This is a genomic window from Novosphingobium sp. Leaf2 (assembly GCF_001421325.1).
Lineage (GTDB): Bacteria > Pseudomonadota > Alphaproteobacteria > Sphingomonadales > Sphingomonadaceae > Novosphingobium.
This window is the reverse complement of record NZ_LMJY01000021.1, coordinates 97,457-111,126: the sequence shown is the minus strand read 5'-3', so window position 1 is coordinate 111,126 and position 13,670 is coordinate 97,457. Positions and strand designations below refer to the sequence as shown.

Here is a 13,670-nt window from a genome sequence, read left to right as displayed (position 1 = left end):
TCAGGTCGGTAATGACCTCACAGACGGAGACCTTCGGGGGCAGCCTTGAAAAAAGTCCGGCGGCGTTGCTGCTGAGAATGGCCGCAGGTCAGAACCGCGCGTCGAGCCCCAGGCGCACGGTGCGTGGGCGCAGCGGGGTCACCTGCTCGCGCGCGGTGCCAAACGGCGTGCCCAGCGAGAAGCGGTTGCCGCGCGCGTTGGTGAGGTTGTCCATCGACAGCGTCACCCCGTAGCGTGCCGTGCCGATGCGCAGGTCCGCGCCGCTGTCCAGATAATCCCCTTGCCACTGGCCCAGCTGCGGCCCGATGCCGAGCCGCGACTTGCCCACATAACCGGCCCAGGCATTGGCGGTCAGGTGCACCGCGTCCGTAAACTGATGGTTCCAGCCAAGCCCGACGCGGCCGGAAAACCGGGCGATGTTGGGCACCTGCATCGAGCGGGCGAGGGTGGCGTCCAGCAGGTCGGTGCTGGCCAGCTGGCTTACGGGAAAGGCGCGGGCGACAAGCGCGAGCAGTTCGCCGGGCGGCATGTCCACCCTGCTCTGGTTCCACGTTGCGCCGGCCTCGATGCGCAGCCCGGTGGCAAGCTGGACGCCGCCGGTCAGGCTCGCCGACCACACCCGGCCATCGCCGATGTTGGCGGTGCTGGGCAAGCCGGAATTGTCGATGAAATCGGCCTGAATGTCGCGCCAGCGGGTATAGGACACGCTGGCGGAGACGTCGAACGTGCCCGCGCCCGGTCGTCCGTGCCGCACGCCGAACTCCCAGGTGCTGGTATGGTCGCCCTTGAAACGGCGCACGAAATCGCTCTCGATCGCCAGGCCGCCAGGCCGGAACCCCTCCTGATACCGCATATACAGCGCGGTGCTGTCCAGCAGTTCGGCGTTTAGCGCGATGGCCGGCAGGAACGTCGTGGCGGTTCGGTCGGCGGTCACTGCAGCGCGCGCGAAGGCAACGGCGGCGGCCACGTCCTCGCCGGCACCGCCCAGTTGCGAATGGGTCACCCTGCCGCCGACCGTCGCGGTCAGGCCTGGGCGCAGGCGGAGACTACCTTCGGCATAGAGCGTGAATTCGTCGATGGTATTGCGCACGCCGGTGGCGGCGGCGGTGGTCAGCCCGGTTTCGAAACGGCGCGAAAGCACGGTGGCATTGTGCGTATAGCTGACGCCCACGATCCATCCAAAACCGCCACGCTCAGGCTGCCATACGCGCGTTTCGTGGGCGATCATGCGGGTGCGGTTCTCCTGCAGGAACAGGCGCGGGCTGTCAGCATCGAGGCTGGCGTCGTAGCGCTCCGCCAGATGCTGGCGCACCGCGCCGGTGGTGGAGCGTATCTGAATGGCGCCGATGGAGCCCGCAATCACCAGCTGCCCCATCGCGTAGTCGGCGTTGGATCCCTCGCGCACCCGCGCGTCGCTGCTGAGCGGCGGCTCGCCGTCACGCGTGGCGTACTGACTGTCGCGCGCGTAGGTGGACTGGCCCAGCGCGATGAGATCGACCGTCCAGTCCGGCGCCAGTCGCGCCCGCACGCTGGCCCGCCCGCTCAGAATGCGGGTGCGGTTGACGTCGTTTCGCCCCAGCAGCGGCTTGTCGATGTAGCCGCCAAGGCTGGTCGCATCGATGTTGGCGCGCACGGCAACGCTTTGCGTCACCGGCAGGTTGATCGTCGCCGCCGCGTCCCCACCCGGCGCGCCGCCCTGCGTCAGCGCGGCGCCTAGCATGATCGCCCCGCTGCTTTCGCCCAGCACCGGCGGGTTGGGGACCAGACGGATGATACCGCCCAATGATCCCGCACCGTACAGCGTGCCCTGTGGCCCCTCCAGCACTTCCACGCGCGCCATGTCGGACAAGCGCAGGTCAGGGTCCGGCGCATTGTAGGTCAGCCGCAGGTCGCCCAGATACTGCCCCACGGTCGCCTGGGTCGGCCCGGTGAAGCTGCTGTCGGCGATGCCGCGAATGAACAGCTTGTTGCGGCCCGAACCCAAGTGGGTGGAGGTGACGGTGGCGATGCGCTGGGTGATCTTCTCGGTCCCGCCGATGCCGCCTGCTTCCAGCGCGGCGCGATCCAGGATCGAGACCTGCCCCGGCACCTGCCCAAGCCGCAGGTCACGCTTGGAAGCGATGACGACGATCGGATCGGCGGCTGGCTGTGGCGGCGGCGGAGCCGATGTGGTCCGCACGGGCACGTGTCGCGGGGTAGCCATGCTACGCGGCACCGCCTCGATGCGCCAGGCGCCCGGCGCTACCGCGATCGCGCGGCCCCCTGCCGCGCGGGCAAGGCGGCGCACCGCCTCCGCCGGGGCCATGCGCCCGCGCACCGCCGGCACCGCGCGGTTGGCCACTTGCGCATCGGCCACGATGATGCTCGATCCGGTCTGGCGCGCCAATTCGATCGCCACCTCGCCCGCCCGACCCGCACGCGTCGCAACCGCGTTCTCACCCGCAAGCGCGGGAGCTGGCAAGGCCAGTGGCAGGGCCGTTGCGGCCGCAGCAATCAGAACGCCACGGTGCATCGCTCAGGGAGCCCCGATCACCCAGCGCTGGCCCTGCGCGTGCACCGACAGCCCCAGTAGCGGTCCGATGGCGGTGGGATCCTTGCGCAGTGGCGCGACGAGGATCGAGCCGGACACGGCGCCGGCGCTACCGGGCGCGGCGGCATAGGCGATCCCGGTGACGCGCCGCAGCTGGGCGGCGACATCCGCCAGCGAGGCCGTCTCGAACGTTAGCCGTCCCTCGCGCCATTCGCCGACTTGCGCGGTGGCCACTTTCGAGACCGTGAGGGCAGAGGTCCCTGCCGCGCGCCGCAGCACTTCGCCGGGTGAGACGCGCACGTCCGCGCCGCCGGGATCGAACTGGACCGCGCCTTCGGCCACCGCCACGCTGAGCGCGCCGCCGGCATCGTGGCGCACGTCGAACACGGTGCCGACATCGACAAGCTTCTGATCCCCCACGGCAACCTCGAAGGGGTGGGACGCATCGTGGCGGACGGTGAACAGCGCCTGGCCTTCATCGAGCCGGGCGAACCGGGCGTCCTGATGATCCAGCACCAGGCTGGTGCCGCCGGCGATATCGACGCGCGTGCCCGGATCGAGCGCGATCGTGCGCGTTTCCCCCGGCGCGGTGTGGACGGTGTACAGCGCACGGCTCTGACCCTGGAACAGCGACAACGCGCCCACCAACGCCAGCGACGCCGCGATGGCGCCGCCCAGCCAGCGGCGCCGGGCGGGCCGGTGCTCCGGCGCCGCATCGTCATTGGCGGGCCCTGCAACGGCAATCACATGGGCCGCCTGCGCCACAGCGGCGGTCACGTCCTCATACGCTCGCGCGTGGGCAGGGTCGGCTTCCAGCCAGAGCATGAACGCCTCCCAGTCGGCGAACGCGGGATCGCCTGCGCGCACCGCCCAGTCGAGGGCCTGTTCCCGAATTGCACCGTCAGTCGCCATTACGCGCTCCTTCTGCGGCGAAGACGGAGTCGTTCGTGCGCAGCCTCATGTCTCGCGCTCCTTCCAGTCGGCAAGGGCGCGGTACGCCACCCGCAACTCGCTTTCCACGGTGCTGAGGCTCAGGCCCAGCTCTGCCGCAACGCTCTTTTGCGGCGCACCATCGATGCGGTGGCGGCGAAAGATCGCCGCCGTGCGCGGGCCCAGCCCGTCCAGCAACGCCAGCACGCTTGCCGCCTCCTGCGCCGCGCCAACGCGCCGCTCCGCCGAGGGTTCGGCCGACACGCCGGGCGGGTCTCCGGCGTTGGCATGGGTCCAGTCCCGGTCCCGCGCGCCGGCCTGTTTCACGGAGCGGAAGCGGTCGATCATCAGCAGGTCGGCGGTGCGGAACAGGTACGACAGCGGCGCGGCGATGGGGCCGGGCGCGCGCGCCCTGATCTTCAGCCACACCTCCTGCACCAGATCCTCCGCCGCATCCCCGGCGCCGCGCGCGCGCAGGAAACGCACCAGCGTCTCCCGGTTTTCGAGAAAAGCCGCTTCAAGTCCGGCGCTGGTGGGTGGTGCTGTCACTGGATGATGGGTTCGCGTGTGTCGCCAGCGCAGATATACCTTAGCGCGACGGCGGGGAAGTACCCGGGTCAGCCACAGCCACAGCCAGGCCAGTGCGCCAACGCGGACATCTGGCCGCATGGTGGGCCAGTCTCGCCACGCCAAGGGCTTCAGCTTTTCGATAATATCGAACAACTACCTCGATCTTATCCGGATATTCCTGTGTCGCTTTGTGCCCTAACTCTTGGTCCAGCCAATCGAAACCTGCTTTACCCACGGAAGGAAAACCCCATGCCTACTGCCACCCCGACCCCCGGCAAAACGCTTATCTCGCCCAGCGATCACATGCTCATCCTCATCGACTTTCAGTCGCAGATGGCGTTCGCGACGAAGTCGATCGACACCACCCAGCTGCGCAACAATGCCGCGCTCGTCAGCCATGCCGCCAAGTCGTTCGGCGTACCGACCATACTGACCACGGTTGCGGAGAAGAGCTTCTCCGGCCCGATGTTCGACGAGATCGTCGAGGCGTTCGACCATCAGCCCATGCTCGATCGCACGTCGATGAACACGTGGGAGGATGCAGCGGTTATCGACCAGGTCAATCGCATCGGCAAGGAGCGGATCGTGTTCGCCGGCCTGTGGACCAGCGTTTGCATCGTCGGTCCGGTCGCCTCCGCGATCGACCAGGGTTTCGATGCTTATTTCATCGCCGACGCCTGCGGTGACATCTCCGCCGAAGCGCATGAGCGCGCGGTGCAGCGGATGATCCAGCTTGGGGCCAAGCCGATGACGTCGCTGCAGTATCTGCTTGAACTTCAGCGTGACTGGGCCCGCACCGAAACCTACGATTCCACCACCGGCATCGCCCGGAAGCTGGGCGGCGCATACGGGCTGGGCGTCACCTACGCCAAGACCATGTTCGGCGCTTCCGAAGGTGGTCACGGCTGATCATCCTTTCCCGCACCAGCAGCAGCATTCAATCTATCCATCCATACTCACCCTAACGGAGTACCGACCATGACCAGCGGCTTCATCACCACCACAGACGGCACCGACATCTTTTTCAAGGACTGGGGTCCAAAGGACGCCCAACCGATCGTTTTCCATCATGGCTGGCCGCTGTCCTCGGACGACTGGGACGCACAGATGCTGTTCTTCCTTGGCCACGGCTACCGTGTCGTTGCGCACGATCGGCGCGGCCACGGACGTTCGGCGCAGGTCGATACGGGCCATGACATGGACCACTATGCGGCGGACGCTTCGGCGGTCGCAGAGCATCTGGACCTGAAGAACGCGGTGCACATCGGCCATTCCACCGGTGGCGGCGAAGTTGCCCGTTATGTCGCGCAGTACGGCCAGCCACAAGGCCGGGTCGCCAAGGCGGTGCTGGTGAGCGCGGTGCCGCCGATCATGGTCAAGACCGAACGCTATCCCGGCGGTCTGCCGATGTCGGTGTTCGATGGCTTGCGCGCCGCGCTGGCCGCCAATCGCGCGCAGTTCTTCCGTGATCTTGCTGCCGGTCCCTTCTACGGCTTCAACCGTCCCGGCGCGACGGTCATCGAGCCGGTGATCGACAACTGGTGGCGGCAGGGGATGACCGGCAGCGCGCTGGCCCACTACGAAGGCATCAAGGCGTTTTCGGAGACCGATCAGACCGATGACCTGAAGGCCATCACCGTTCCCACGCTGGTGATGCAGGGCGATGACGACCAGATCGTGCCATACACCAACGCGGTGGAACTGCAGGCTGCGCTGCTGCCGAACGCGACCAAGAAGGTCTACACGGGCTACTCGCACGGCATGCTTACCGTAAACGCGGAGGTCCTCAACGCCGATCTGCTCGCGTTCATTCGCGCCTGATCGGTCCCCCTGTCCTGACGCTTGAGGAGCACCTTGCGATGAAACCCTATCTGATCGCGCTTGCCGCCGGCCTTCTGGTCGGCGGGATCTACAGTCTGCTTGGCGTCAAGTCGCCCGCCCCGCCCGCGATCGCGCTGATCGGCCTGCTCGGGATACTGCTTGGCGAGCAGGTGGTGCCGATCGTGCGCAGTGTGATCGCCGGCGAGACGGTGGCGACCGCGATCGCCACCACCTGCACCGAGCCCGTGCTCGGCCGCCTGCCGGGCGACACGTCCGCCACCGCGCGCCCGCGCGACGCATGACCTGCCCCCTGCCCGCCGCCACAAGGAACATGCTATGACCGACCTCATCCTCGTTAACGCGAAAGTAACCACCCTCGACCGCGAGAACCCGCAGGCGCAGGCCATCGCCATCAGGGATGGCACATTCCTGGCGGTGGGCAGCGAGCAGGACGTGCGCGCCGCCGCCGTGCCACACGCTACAGTCATCGACGCCAAGGGCCGCCGCATCATTCCCGGCCTGATCGACAGCCACATGCACATCATCCGGGGCGGGCTGAACTATAACATGGAGCTGCGCTGGGACGGTGTGCCCAGCCTGGCTGACGCGATGGCGATGCTCAAGCGCCAGGTCGATAACACCCCCGCCCCGCAATGGGTGCGCGTCGTCGGCGGCTTCACCGAACACCAGTTCGCGGAAAAACGCTTGCCCACGATCGCCGAACTCAACGCGGTCGCGCCCGATACGCCGGTGTTCATCCTCCACCTGTACGACCGCGCGCTGTTGAACGCGGCGGCCCTGCGCGTGGTGGGCTACACCAAGGACACCCCCAACCCGCCCGGCGGCGAGATCGTGCGCGACGCAGCAGGCAACCCCACCGGGCTGCTGCTGGCGCAGCCCAACGCCACCATCTTGTATTCCACGCTCGCCAAAGGACCCAAGCTGCCGCCGGAATATCAGCTTAATTCCACGCGCCACTTCATGCGCGAAATGAACGCGCTGGGCGTTACCGGCGTGATCGACGCGGGCGGCGGGTTCCAGAACTATCCCGACGATTACACCATCATCGAGAAGCTGCACGCCGATGGCCACCTGACCTTGCGGATCAGCTACAACCTGTTCACGCAAAAACCCAAGGAGGAGCTTGCCGACTTTCAAGGGTGGGTAAAGCAGGTCAGCCCCGGACAGGGCGATGACACCTATCGCCACAACGGCGCGGGGGAGATGCTGGTCTATTCCGCTGCAGACTTCGAGGATTTCCGCGTCGAACGCCCGGACATGCCGCCCAGCATGGAAGGCGATCTTGAGCCAGTCATCCGCCTGCTGGCCGAGCATAAATGGCCCTGGCGCCTCCACGCGACGTATGACCAGACGATCGGGCGCGCCCTCGACGTGTACGAGAAAGTCGCCAGGGACATTCCGTTCGACGGGATCAACTGGTTCTTCGATCATGCCGAGACGATCAGCGACCGCAACATAGACCGCATCGCCGCGTTGGGGGGCGGGATCGCTATCCAGCACCGCATGGCCTATCAGGGCGAATACTTCGTCGAACGCTATGGCGCGAAGGCAGCCGAGCGCACCCCGCCCATCGCCAAGATGCTGGCGGCCGGGCTCCATGTGGGTGCCGGCACAGATGCCACGCGCGTCGCCAGTTACAACCCCTGGGTGTCGCTCAACTGGCTGGTAACGGGCCGGACGGTCGGCGGACTTGGCCTGTATCCGGGCGCAAACCGCGTAAGCCGCGAAAAGGCGCTGGCGATGTGGACGCACGAAAACACCTGGTTTTCCAGCGAGGTCGGCAAGAAAGGGCAAATCAAAGCGGGCCAGCTTGCTGACGTGGCGGTCCTTTCGGATGACTATTTCACCGTGCCCGAACGCGACATTCCGCACCTTCGCTCGGTGCTGACGGTGCTTGGCGGCAAAGTAGTGTTCGGCGAGGGCGATTATGCGCCGCTTGCGCCGGCGCTGCCCAAACCGATGCCGGACTGGTCGCCGGTCGCAACATTCGGCGGCTACCACCGCACGCCCGAAGCCTCGGCCAAGCTTGCCGATGCCTGCGGCTGTGCCAGCGGCTGCGCGGTTCACGGCCACGACCATGCCGCAGCGCTGGGCCGCGATGTGCCGGTTGCCGATGTGCAAAGCTTTTGGGGCGCATTCGGCTGCGGCTGCTGGGCCGTCTGATTTATCCTCATCACGAAAGGAATGACCATGACCAGAATGTTCGCCCTGCTGCTCGCCACCACGATGGCGACAGCTGCACCCGCCACCGCCCAGGCCGGGCAGGCCGCCCAGACAACGCCCGATTATTCGGTCGGCCCACAATACGATACGACCCATGTGTACGTGCCGCAGCAGCAATACGATGCGTTTATGCAAAGCTTTGTCGCCACCTTCGGCGGCAAGCTTAGCCCGCAGGGCCAGTTCCAGGTTACCCCGACGCCGAGCAAGACCAAATCGCAGCTTGCGCTGACCCCGGCGGGCACCGTGTCCGGTTTCGGCTTTCTGACGCCGATCCCCTATCCCTTTGGGCACGAGCGCACCGGCTACCTCGTCAGCGATATGGATGCGGCTGTCGCCGCTGCCCGCAAGCACGGCGCGGTGCGGCTCATCACCACCTTTCCCGATCCGATCGGGCGCGATGTCGTGGTGCAGTGGCCGGGCGGCGTGAACATGCAGTTCTACTGGCACACCAGCAAGCCCAGCTATCCCGCCTTGCAGACCGTGCCCGAAAACCGCGTCTACCTGACCAGCGATGCCGCAAGCGCCTTTCTCAAAAGCTGGAGCGGCTATGCCCATGCCAAAGTGCTGGACGATCGCACCAGGGACGGCGCTGACATCGGTGAGCCGGGCAAGACGTACCGCCGGGTGCTGCTCCGCTCGGGCTATGGCGACATGCATGTGATCGTGTCGGACGGGCAAGTCCCGTGGCCTTACGGGCACGAGCTGACCGGCTATACCGTCGCCAACCTTGCCCAGACGCTTGAAAAGGCAAAGGCGGCAGGCGTCGAAACGCTGGTGGCGGCGCATACTGCAGGCGATCGCCAGTCCGCGATGGTCCGCTTTCCCGGCGGCTATATCGCCGAAATTCACGCACCTGTGAAACCCTGATCATGGACTTGCGCAATGACCCTCGCCTTGTCGACGCCATTCTGGATTGGCGCTGGACAGGCTTTATCGCCCGCCTCGCCTTGTGCGGCGCCTACCTGCTGGGCGGCATCGTCAAGGCGAGCGACTGGCAAGCGGCGGTTGCCGAGCAGGCGCATTTCGGGATGCATCCGCCGATGGTCTGGGCGGCGCTGACGATCGCGATCGAGATCACCGGACCGCTGTTGATCCTGTCCGGGCGACTGGTGTGGCTGGGGGCCGGGATGCTGGGCATCTTTACGCTGCTGGCCGCGATCACCGCCAACGCTTTCTGGACCATGCCTGCGGGGCAGGAACGGTTCATGGCCACCAACGCCTTCTTTGAGCATCTCGGCCTTATCGGCGGCTTCGTTCTTGCGGCATTGGTGGCGGAGGGTGAACAGCGTCGAAAGGCCACGCGGCGTGCGTAGCCTTGCACTTCTGGCGGTCTGTGTCGCCGTCCCGGCGGCGGCCCAGACCGAGCCCCAGGCCGAACCTGGGGCCGCGCCTGCCACAGCGACGGAAGCGTGGCAGGCGCCCACCCTGACGATCACCCGCTACGATGAACACTGGACGCAACTGGCCGATCCGGCACAGCGAGACGCGCATTGGACGGACCCGTTCAAATACATCCCGCTCCAAAGCGATGCCTACCTCACCACCGGCATCGAACTTCGCGCCCGAAGCGAGAATTACCGGCACAATCTGTGGGGCAGTGCCCCGGCCCCGAATGACAGCTACCTGTGGCTGCGCGCGATGCCGTATGCGGATCTGCATATCGGCACCGGCGCCATCGGCGTGCGCGGCTTCGTGCAGCCAATCGTGGCCTATGCCGTGGGCGTCGCGCCTGCCGCCGGTCCGGTAGACCAGACTGGCGTCGATCTGCTGCAGGGTTTCGTCGATGTGCGCATCGGCGCAGCGGACACCGGCAGCACGACGAGCGCGGGCGCAACCCTGCGCGTTGGCCGGCAGATGCTGTCGCTGGGGTCCGAGCGTCTCGTCGGCACGCGCTATGGGCCGAACGTGCCGCTCGCCTTCGACGGGGTACGCGCCCTGTTATCCCTGCGGGGTGCGGCAATCACCGTGCTGGCGGTGCATCCGGTGCAGTCAGGCACCCGCAGCTTTGACAATACCCGCTCGCGCACCAGATCGCTGCGCGGCGCCTACATGACTGTGCCAGCGATCGGCGCCGGCTCCGGCCTTGACCTTTATTACCTGGACTACCGTAATACGGCCGCAACGTTCGGCGGGCTGACGGGGCGCGAAGTGCGCCGCAGCGTCGGTGCCCGTGTTTTCGGCCATGCCGCCAACTGGCACTGGAATGTCGAGGGTATCGTGCAGTTCGGCCGATTCGCGGGGCAAAGGATCGGGGCCTGGACGCTCGGCACCGAGATTGGCCGTGCGTTTCCCAAAGCGCCGCTGGCCCCGGACGCGGTTCTGCGCATCAATGTCGTCAGCGGCGATACGCGGCCCGGTGACGGACGTCTGGGGACGTTCAACGCCTTGTTTCCCAAGGGCAAGTATTTTGGCGAACTGTCGCCGGTCGGGCCGACCAACATCATCAACGTCAATCCGCGTGTCGCGATGGCGCTTTCGCCGAAAGTCTCGGCCAGTCTCGCCGGGATGGCCTACTGGCGCTATGCGCGCAGCGACGGGGTGTATGACATCCCCGGCAATCTGATCCGCGCGCCCGGCACCGCCACCGCGCGCTTCATCGGCAAGGAAGCCGAAGCCACGCTCGCCTGGCAGACGATGCCCGAGCTGGAACTGTCTACCTCTTTCTCCGTCTTCGCGCCCGGCGGCTTCATTCGCCAGACCGGCCCCGCCAAGACAATCACGATGCTCGGGTTCGAGAGCAATTTCCGGTTTTGACAAAGGACTGCAAACCATGAACGCCACGCCTTCATCGTTCGATCCGCGGGTACCGCTGATGCTGACCCTCTCCGTCGCCACCGGTCTGGTCGATGCGATCAGCGTGCTTGGGCTGGGCAAGGTTTTCACCGCCAACATGACCGGCAACGTTGTGTTTCTGGGGTTCGCCGCAGCCGGCACGCCCAACTTCCACGCGCTGTCCTACATCGTCGCGATCGCCGCTTTCCTCCTTGGCGCGCTGGTCGCCGGCCGCACCGGCAAGGCGCATGCCTCCCGGCCGCTGCGCCGCTGGCTGTTGATCGCGGCGCTGGTCGAGGCAGGTCTGCTCTGGATCGCCGCGCTCGTCGCGATCGGCTTCGATGTCGCGACCCAGTCCCCAGACGTTCGGCTGTATGCGATCATCGCGCTGACCGCCGTCACCATGGGCTTTCGCAACGCCACGATCCGCCAGCTCAAGATACCCGACCTGACGACCACCGTGCTCACCTTGACGCTGACCGGCCTGGCGGCGGATTCCGGTCTGGCGGGCGGTGACAATCCCAACGCAGGGCGCCGGATCGCGGCAGTAGTGGCAATTTTCGCAGGGGCTGCAATCGGCGCCGTGTTCGTCTCGCGCTGGGGCCTGTCGACGGCGCTTATCCTTGCCGGCGCGCTCGTTCTCACCGGCACGATAGCCTGCGCGCTCCACCCTGCAGCTAAGCGTCCTGCAGGCGCCTGAAGCAGACGCAACGCGACCCCGCCCCGTTCAAAGCAGGGACGCCCGGCGTTATTTTCCCATCTGGGGTTGGCACGGCAGGTTGTCCGCCGTCCAGTCGATATCGTACGTCGCGGGCACGGGTATGGGTGCTTTGGGCGGGGCGCTCTCGCCACTCGGGTCATACGTGATCCAGGCCATGCTGTTATCGAACCTGGCGATGCGGTCATTGTCATGCCGGGCGACGGCGGCGTCCACTTCCTTCTGCTCGGTGCGCGAGCCGCGGACCATGCGCAAGGCCCCGTCGCGCAATTCGAAGGCGCGGTAATAGTGACGGCCGAACATGCGCGTGTCGATATCGTCCTTGAACGACCACTGCCCCGGTTTGGTGGTCGTGGGCAAGCGCACGGTGGTGACGCGGCAGTCGAAGTTCGGTTTGTCGTAGAACGGCAGATCCTGGGCCTGCTCGGCCGCGCGCAGGCGCCTTTCCGGCGGGCTGAAGCCGCCGCCGGCCAATGCCAGCGCTTTCGATCCACGGCCCTGGTCTTCCCAGTTGATCGTGCCGGTGCCAACGATCATCAGCACGCTGGCCTGTGCCTTCTGGTCATACCGCCACTTCACATCCTCGATCGTCTGCCAGGTATCGCCGATCGCATTCTGGCGGAAGGCGGCGAGCATCTGTGCCGGCGTCACGGCGGACAACTGCACATCCTCTTGCAAGCCCTCGATCCCGCGTTTGATCGTGGTGCTAGTGATCCTGGCCGGCTTGTCGAAGCCCTGCCGGGCATCGAACTCGAACAGGGTCAACCCGTCGGGCCGCGTGGCGGGCTTCCAGGCCAGATGTTCCAGTCCGCTGCCCTGCCCGGTCAGCGGCAGCACCCATTCATACGGCACGATCGGCTCGACCACCGGACCCGCCACCGGAGGCAGCGTGCCATCCAGCCAATAGCGTTTGCCATCAATCACCGCCCGCACCAGCACGTGATCGAACATGCGCGGACTGGGCAGCCGCTCGTCCATTCCGTCGTCCCCGCCGCTGTTGTTGACGAGCACGGGCTGCCCCTCGATCCCCATCTCGCCCAGCAGGGCCAGCAGCAGCGCGGTCTTTGCCTTGCAATCGCCGTAGCGGCGCTGCCACGTATCCTGCGCCGTGGCGGGTGTGAGATTGCCGCCGTTAAGCCCGACGTAGATGTAACGCACGTCCTGCTGGACCAGCTTGAGCGCGGCGGCGGCCCGTTCGAGCGCTAGCGGATTGGCGGCCATGATGCGCGCGGCCTCCTGCTTAAGCGGCGAGCTGGCCCCCAGGCTGGCCGCGCGCACGAACAGCGGCGCGAAACGCCGGGATATGGACTGCCAATCGCCAAAGCTGCTGTATTCCACCACCCGCTGCCATTGATAGCGCGGCGGGGCATCCTTGGCCGGCGTCAGCGCGGGCGGATTATCGAACCGGTAATCCACCGCCTCGGCGCCCTGCTGCGCCACTTTCATCATATCCGCGGTCATCTTGACAGCCGGCTTGTAGCCTTGCTCCCAACTGAGCCGCAGGTGATAGCGGCCCGGCGCGGGCGCACCGCCCAGAACCAGCAGTCCGGCATCGTCCTTGCCCAGTGTGGGATCGCTCGTGTGCAGCGTGGCTGCGAATTCCAGCTCATCACCCACCCGCAGGTCCGGCACCCGCAGCACGGCGGTCAGATTGCCGTCAAGCCGCGCGGCCTCCAACTGGTCTTCGCGCCGCAGGATTTCGAATGCGGCCTTCTGCAAAACGTCGATCACTTCGCCGTCGCGGTAGATCTTGATAACGTGCACTTGCGGTGAACCGGCGGCCGGGTTCCAGGCCAGCGACAGATTGCCGATCTGCAAGGCGTTGGGATGGAGTATCTTCACCCGGAACGCCGAGTATTGCTGCTGGCCTTTTCCATCGAGATGCACTTCGACATCCTGCTGGCGGAAAAATACCGCCCCCGCCGCATCAGCGGGAACCGGCAAGGGTTGCGATGGCACCACCCATTTCGGGGCCGGCCCGCGCAGCACCTGATTACTGTCCGCATGAACGACCCCTGCGGCGAGCAGCGTCGCCAAACACACACCAACAGCAAGCCGCACGTCATTCCCCCTGAGCCCGCGCCA

The 13,670-nt window shown here is 66.4% G+C and carries 12 protein-coding genes; 8 read left to right on the top strand and 4 right to left on the bottom strand.

Annotation, left to right across the window (positions count from 1 at the left end; genetic code table 11):
- Positions 1-88: 88 nt before the first annotated feature.
- From ASE49_RS16760 to ASE49_RS16750, 3 genes are read right to left on the bottom strand one after another with little or no spacing between them, the layout of a single operon-like run.
- Positions 89-2,512 carry a TonB-dependent receptor gene (locus ASE49_RS16760; protein ID WP_056775189.1) on the bottom strand — a complete coding sequence of 808 codons (2,424 nt, stop codon included), beginning with the start codon at positions 2,510-2,512 and terminating at the stop codon, positions 89-91.
- 3 nt (positions 2,513-2,515) lie between these two features.
- Positions 2,516-3,442, bottom strand: coding sequence for a FecR family protein (locus ASE49_RS16755; RefSeq protein ID WP_056775187.1), 927 nt, complete (start codon positions 3,440-3,442; stop codon positions 2,516-2,518).
- 45 nt (positions 3,443-3,487) lie between these two features.
- Positions 3,488-4,009 (bottom strand): RNA polymerase sigma factor, encoded by a 522-nt coding sequence (locus tag ASE49_RS16750; protein ID WP_056775294.1) that lies wholly within the window; start codon positions 4,007-4,009, stop codon positions 3,488-3,490.
- A gap of 270 nt (positions 4,010-4,279) precedes the next feature.
- Here ASE49_RS16750 and ASE49_RS16745 point away from each other — a divergent pair, with 270 nt between their 5' ends.
- The 8 genes from ASE49_RS16745 (at position 4,280) to ASE49_RS16710 (ending at position 11,567) form a co-directional block, all read left to right on the top strand.
- Positions 4,280-4,939, top strand: coding sequence for a hydrolase (locus ASE49_RS16745; protein ID WP_056775183.1), 660 nt, complete (start codon positions 4,280-4,282; stop codon positions 4,937-4,939).
- Positions 4,940-5,008: 69 nt separating this feature from the next.
- Positions 5,009-5,851 carry an alpha/beta fold hydrolase gene (locus ASE49_RS16740; RefSeq protein WP_056775181.1) on the top strand — a complete coding sequence of 281 codons (843 nt, stop codon included), beginning with the start codon at positions 5,009-5,011 and terminating at the stop codon, positions 5,849-5,851.
- A 38-nt stretch (positions 5,852-5,889) separates the two neighbouring features.
- Positions 5,890-6,153, top strand: a complete 264-nt coding sequence (locus ASE49_RS16735; RefSeq protein WP_056775177.1) for a DUF1427 family protein — start codon at positions 5,890-5,892, stop codon at positions 6,151-6,153.
- A 34-nt stretch (positions 6,154-6,187) separates the two neighbouring features.
- Positions 6,188-8,035, top strand: a complete 1,848-nt coding sequence (locus ASE49_RS16730) for an amidohydrolase (protein ID WP_056775174.1) — start codon at positions 6,188-6,190, stop codon at positions 8,033-8,035.
- A gap of 27 nt (positions 8,036-8,062) precedes the next feature.
- Entirely contained in the window at positions 8,063-8,962 is a 900-nt protein-coding gene (locus ASE49_RS16725) for a hypothetical protein (protein WP_056775293.1), read from the top strand.
- Positions 8,963-8,964: 2 nt separating this feature from the next.
- Positions 8,965-9,408 (top strand): DoxX family protein, encoded by a 444-nt coding sequence (locus tag ASE49_RS16720; protein WP_056775171.1) that lies wholly within the window; start codon positions 8,965-8,967, stop codon positions 9,406-9,408.
- A complete protein-coding gene (locus tag ASE49_RS16715; protein WP_082456548.1) occupies positions 9,401-10,849 on the top strand; it encodes an alginate export family protein in 1,449 nt (482 codons plus the stop codon). The genes ASE49_RS16720 and ASE49_RS16715 overlap by 8 nt, the downstream gene beginning before the upstream one ends.
- Positions 10,850-10,865: 16 nt before the next feature.
- On the top strand, positions 10,866-11,567 hold the full coding sequence (locus ASE49_RS16710; RefSeq protein ID WP_056775168.1) for a YoaK family protein: 702 nt from the start codon (positions 10,866-10,868) through the stop codon (positions 11,565-11,567).
- A 48-nt stretch (positions 11,568-11,615) separates the two neighbouring features.
- Here ASE49_RS16710 and ASE49_RS16705 read toward each other — a convergent pair whose 3' ends face one another.
- The gene (locus ASE49_RS16705; RefSeq protein WP_235523035.1) at positions 11,616-13,646 is read right to left on the bottom strand and encodes a DUF3857 domain-containing protein; all 2,031 of its coding nucleotides are present in this window, start codon (positions 13,644-13,646) and stop codon (positions 11,616-11,618) included.
- Positions 13,647-13,670: the final 24 nt, after the last annotated feature.

What these genes read in the sequence shown, in the direction of transcription:
- ASE49_RS16760 (WP_056775189.1), bottom strand. Translation starts at nt 2,512, where the DNA reads ATGCACCGTGGCGTTCTGATTGCTGCGGCCGCAACGGCCCTGCCACTG.
- ASE49_RS16725 (WP_056775293.1), top strand. Translation starts at nt 8,063, where the DNA reads ATGACCAGAATGTTCGCCCTGCTGCTCGCCACCACGATGGCGACAGCT.
- ASE49_RS16735 (WP_056775177.1), top strand. Translation starts at nt 5,890, where the DNA reads ATGAAACCCTATCTGATCGCGCTTGCCGCCGGCCTTCTGGTCGGCGGG.
- ASE49_RS16740 (WP_056775181.1), top strand. Translation starts at nt 5,009, where the DNA reads ATGACCAGCGGCTTCATCACCACCACAGACGGCACCGACATCTTTTTC.
- ASE49_RS16745 (WP_056775183.1), top strand. Translation starts at nt 4,280, where the DNA reads ATGCCTACTGCCACCCCGACCCCCGGCAAAACGCTTATCTCGCCCAGC.
- ASE49_RS16755 (WP_056775187.1), bottom strand. Translation starts at nt 3,442, where the DNA reads ATGGCGACTGACGGTGCAATTCGGGAACAGGCCCTCGACTGGGCGGTG.
- ASE49_RS16720 (WP_056775171.1), top strand. Translation starts at nt 8,965, where the DNA reads ATGGACTTGCGCAATGACCCTCGCCTTGTCGACGCCATTCTGGATTGG.
- ASE49_RS16710 (WP_056775168.1), top strand. Translation starts at nt 10,866, where the DNA reads ATGAACGCCACGCCTTCATCGTTCGATCCGCGGGTACCGCTGATGCTG.
- ASE49_RS16730 (WP_056775174.1), top strand. Translation starts at nt 6,188, where the DNA reads ATGACCGACCTCATCCTCGTTAACGCGAAAGTAACCACCCTCGACCGC.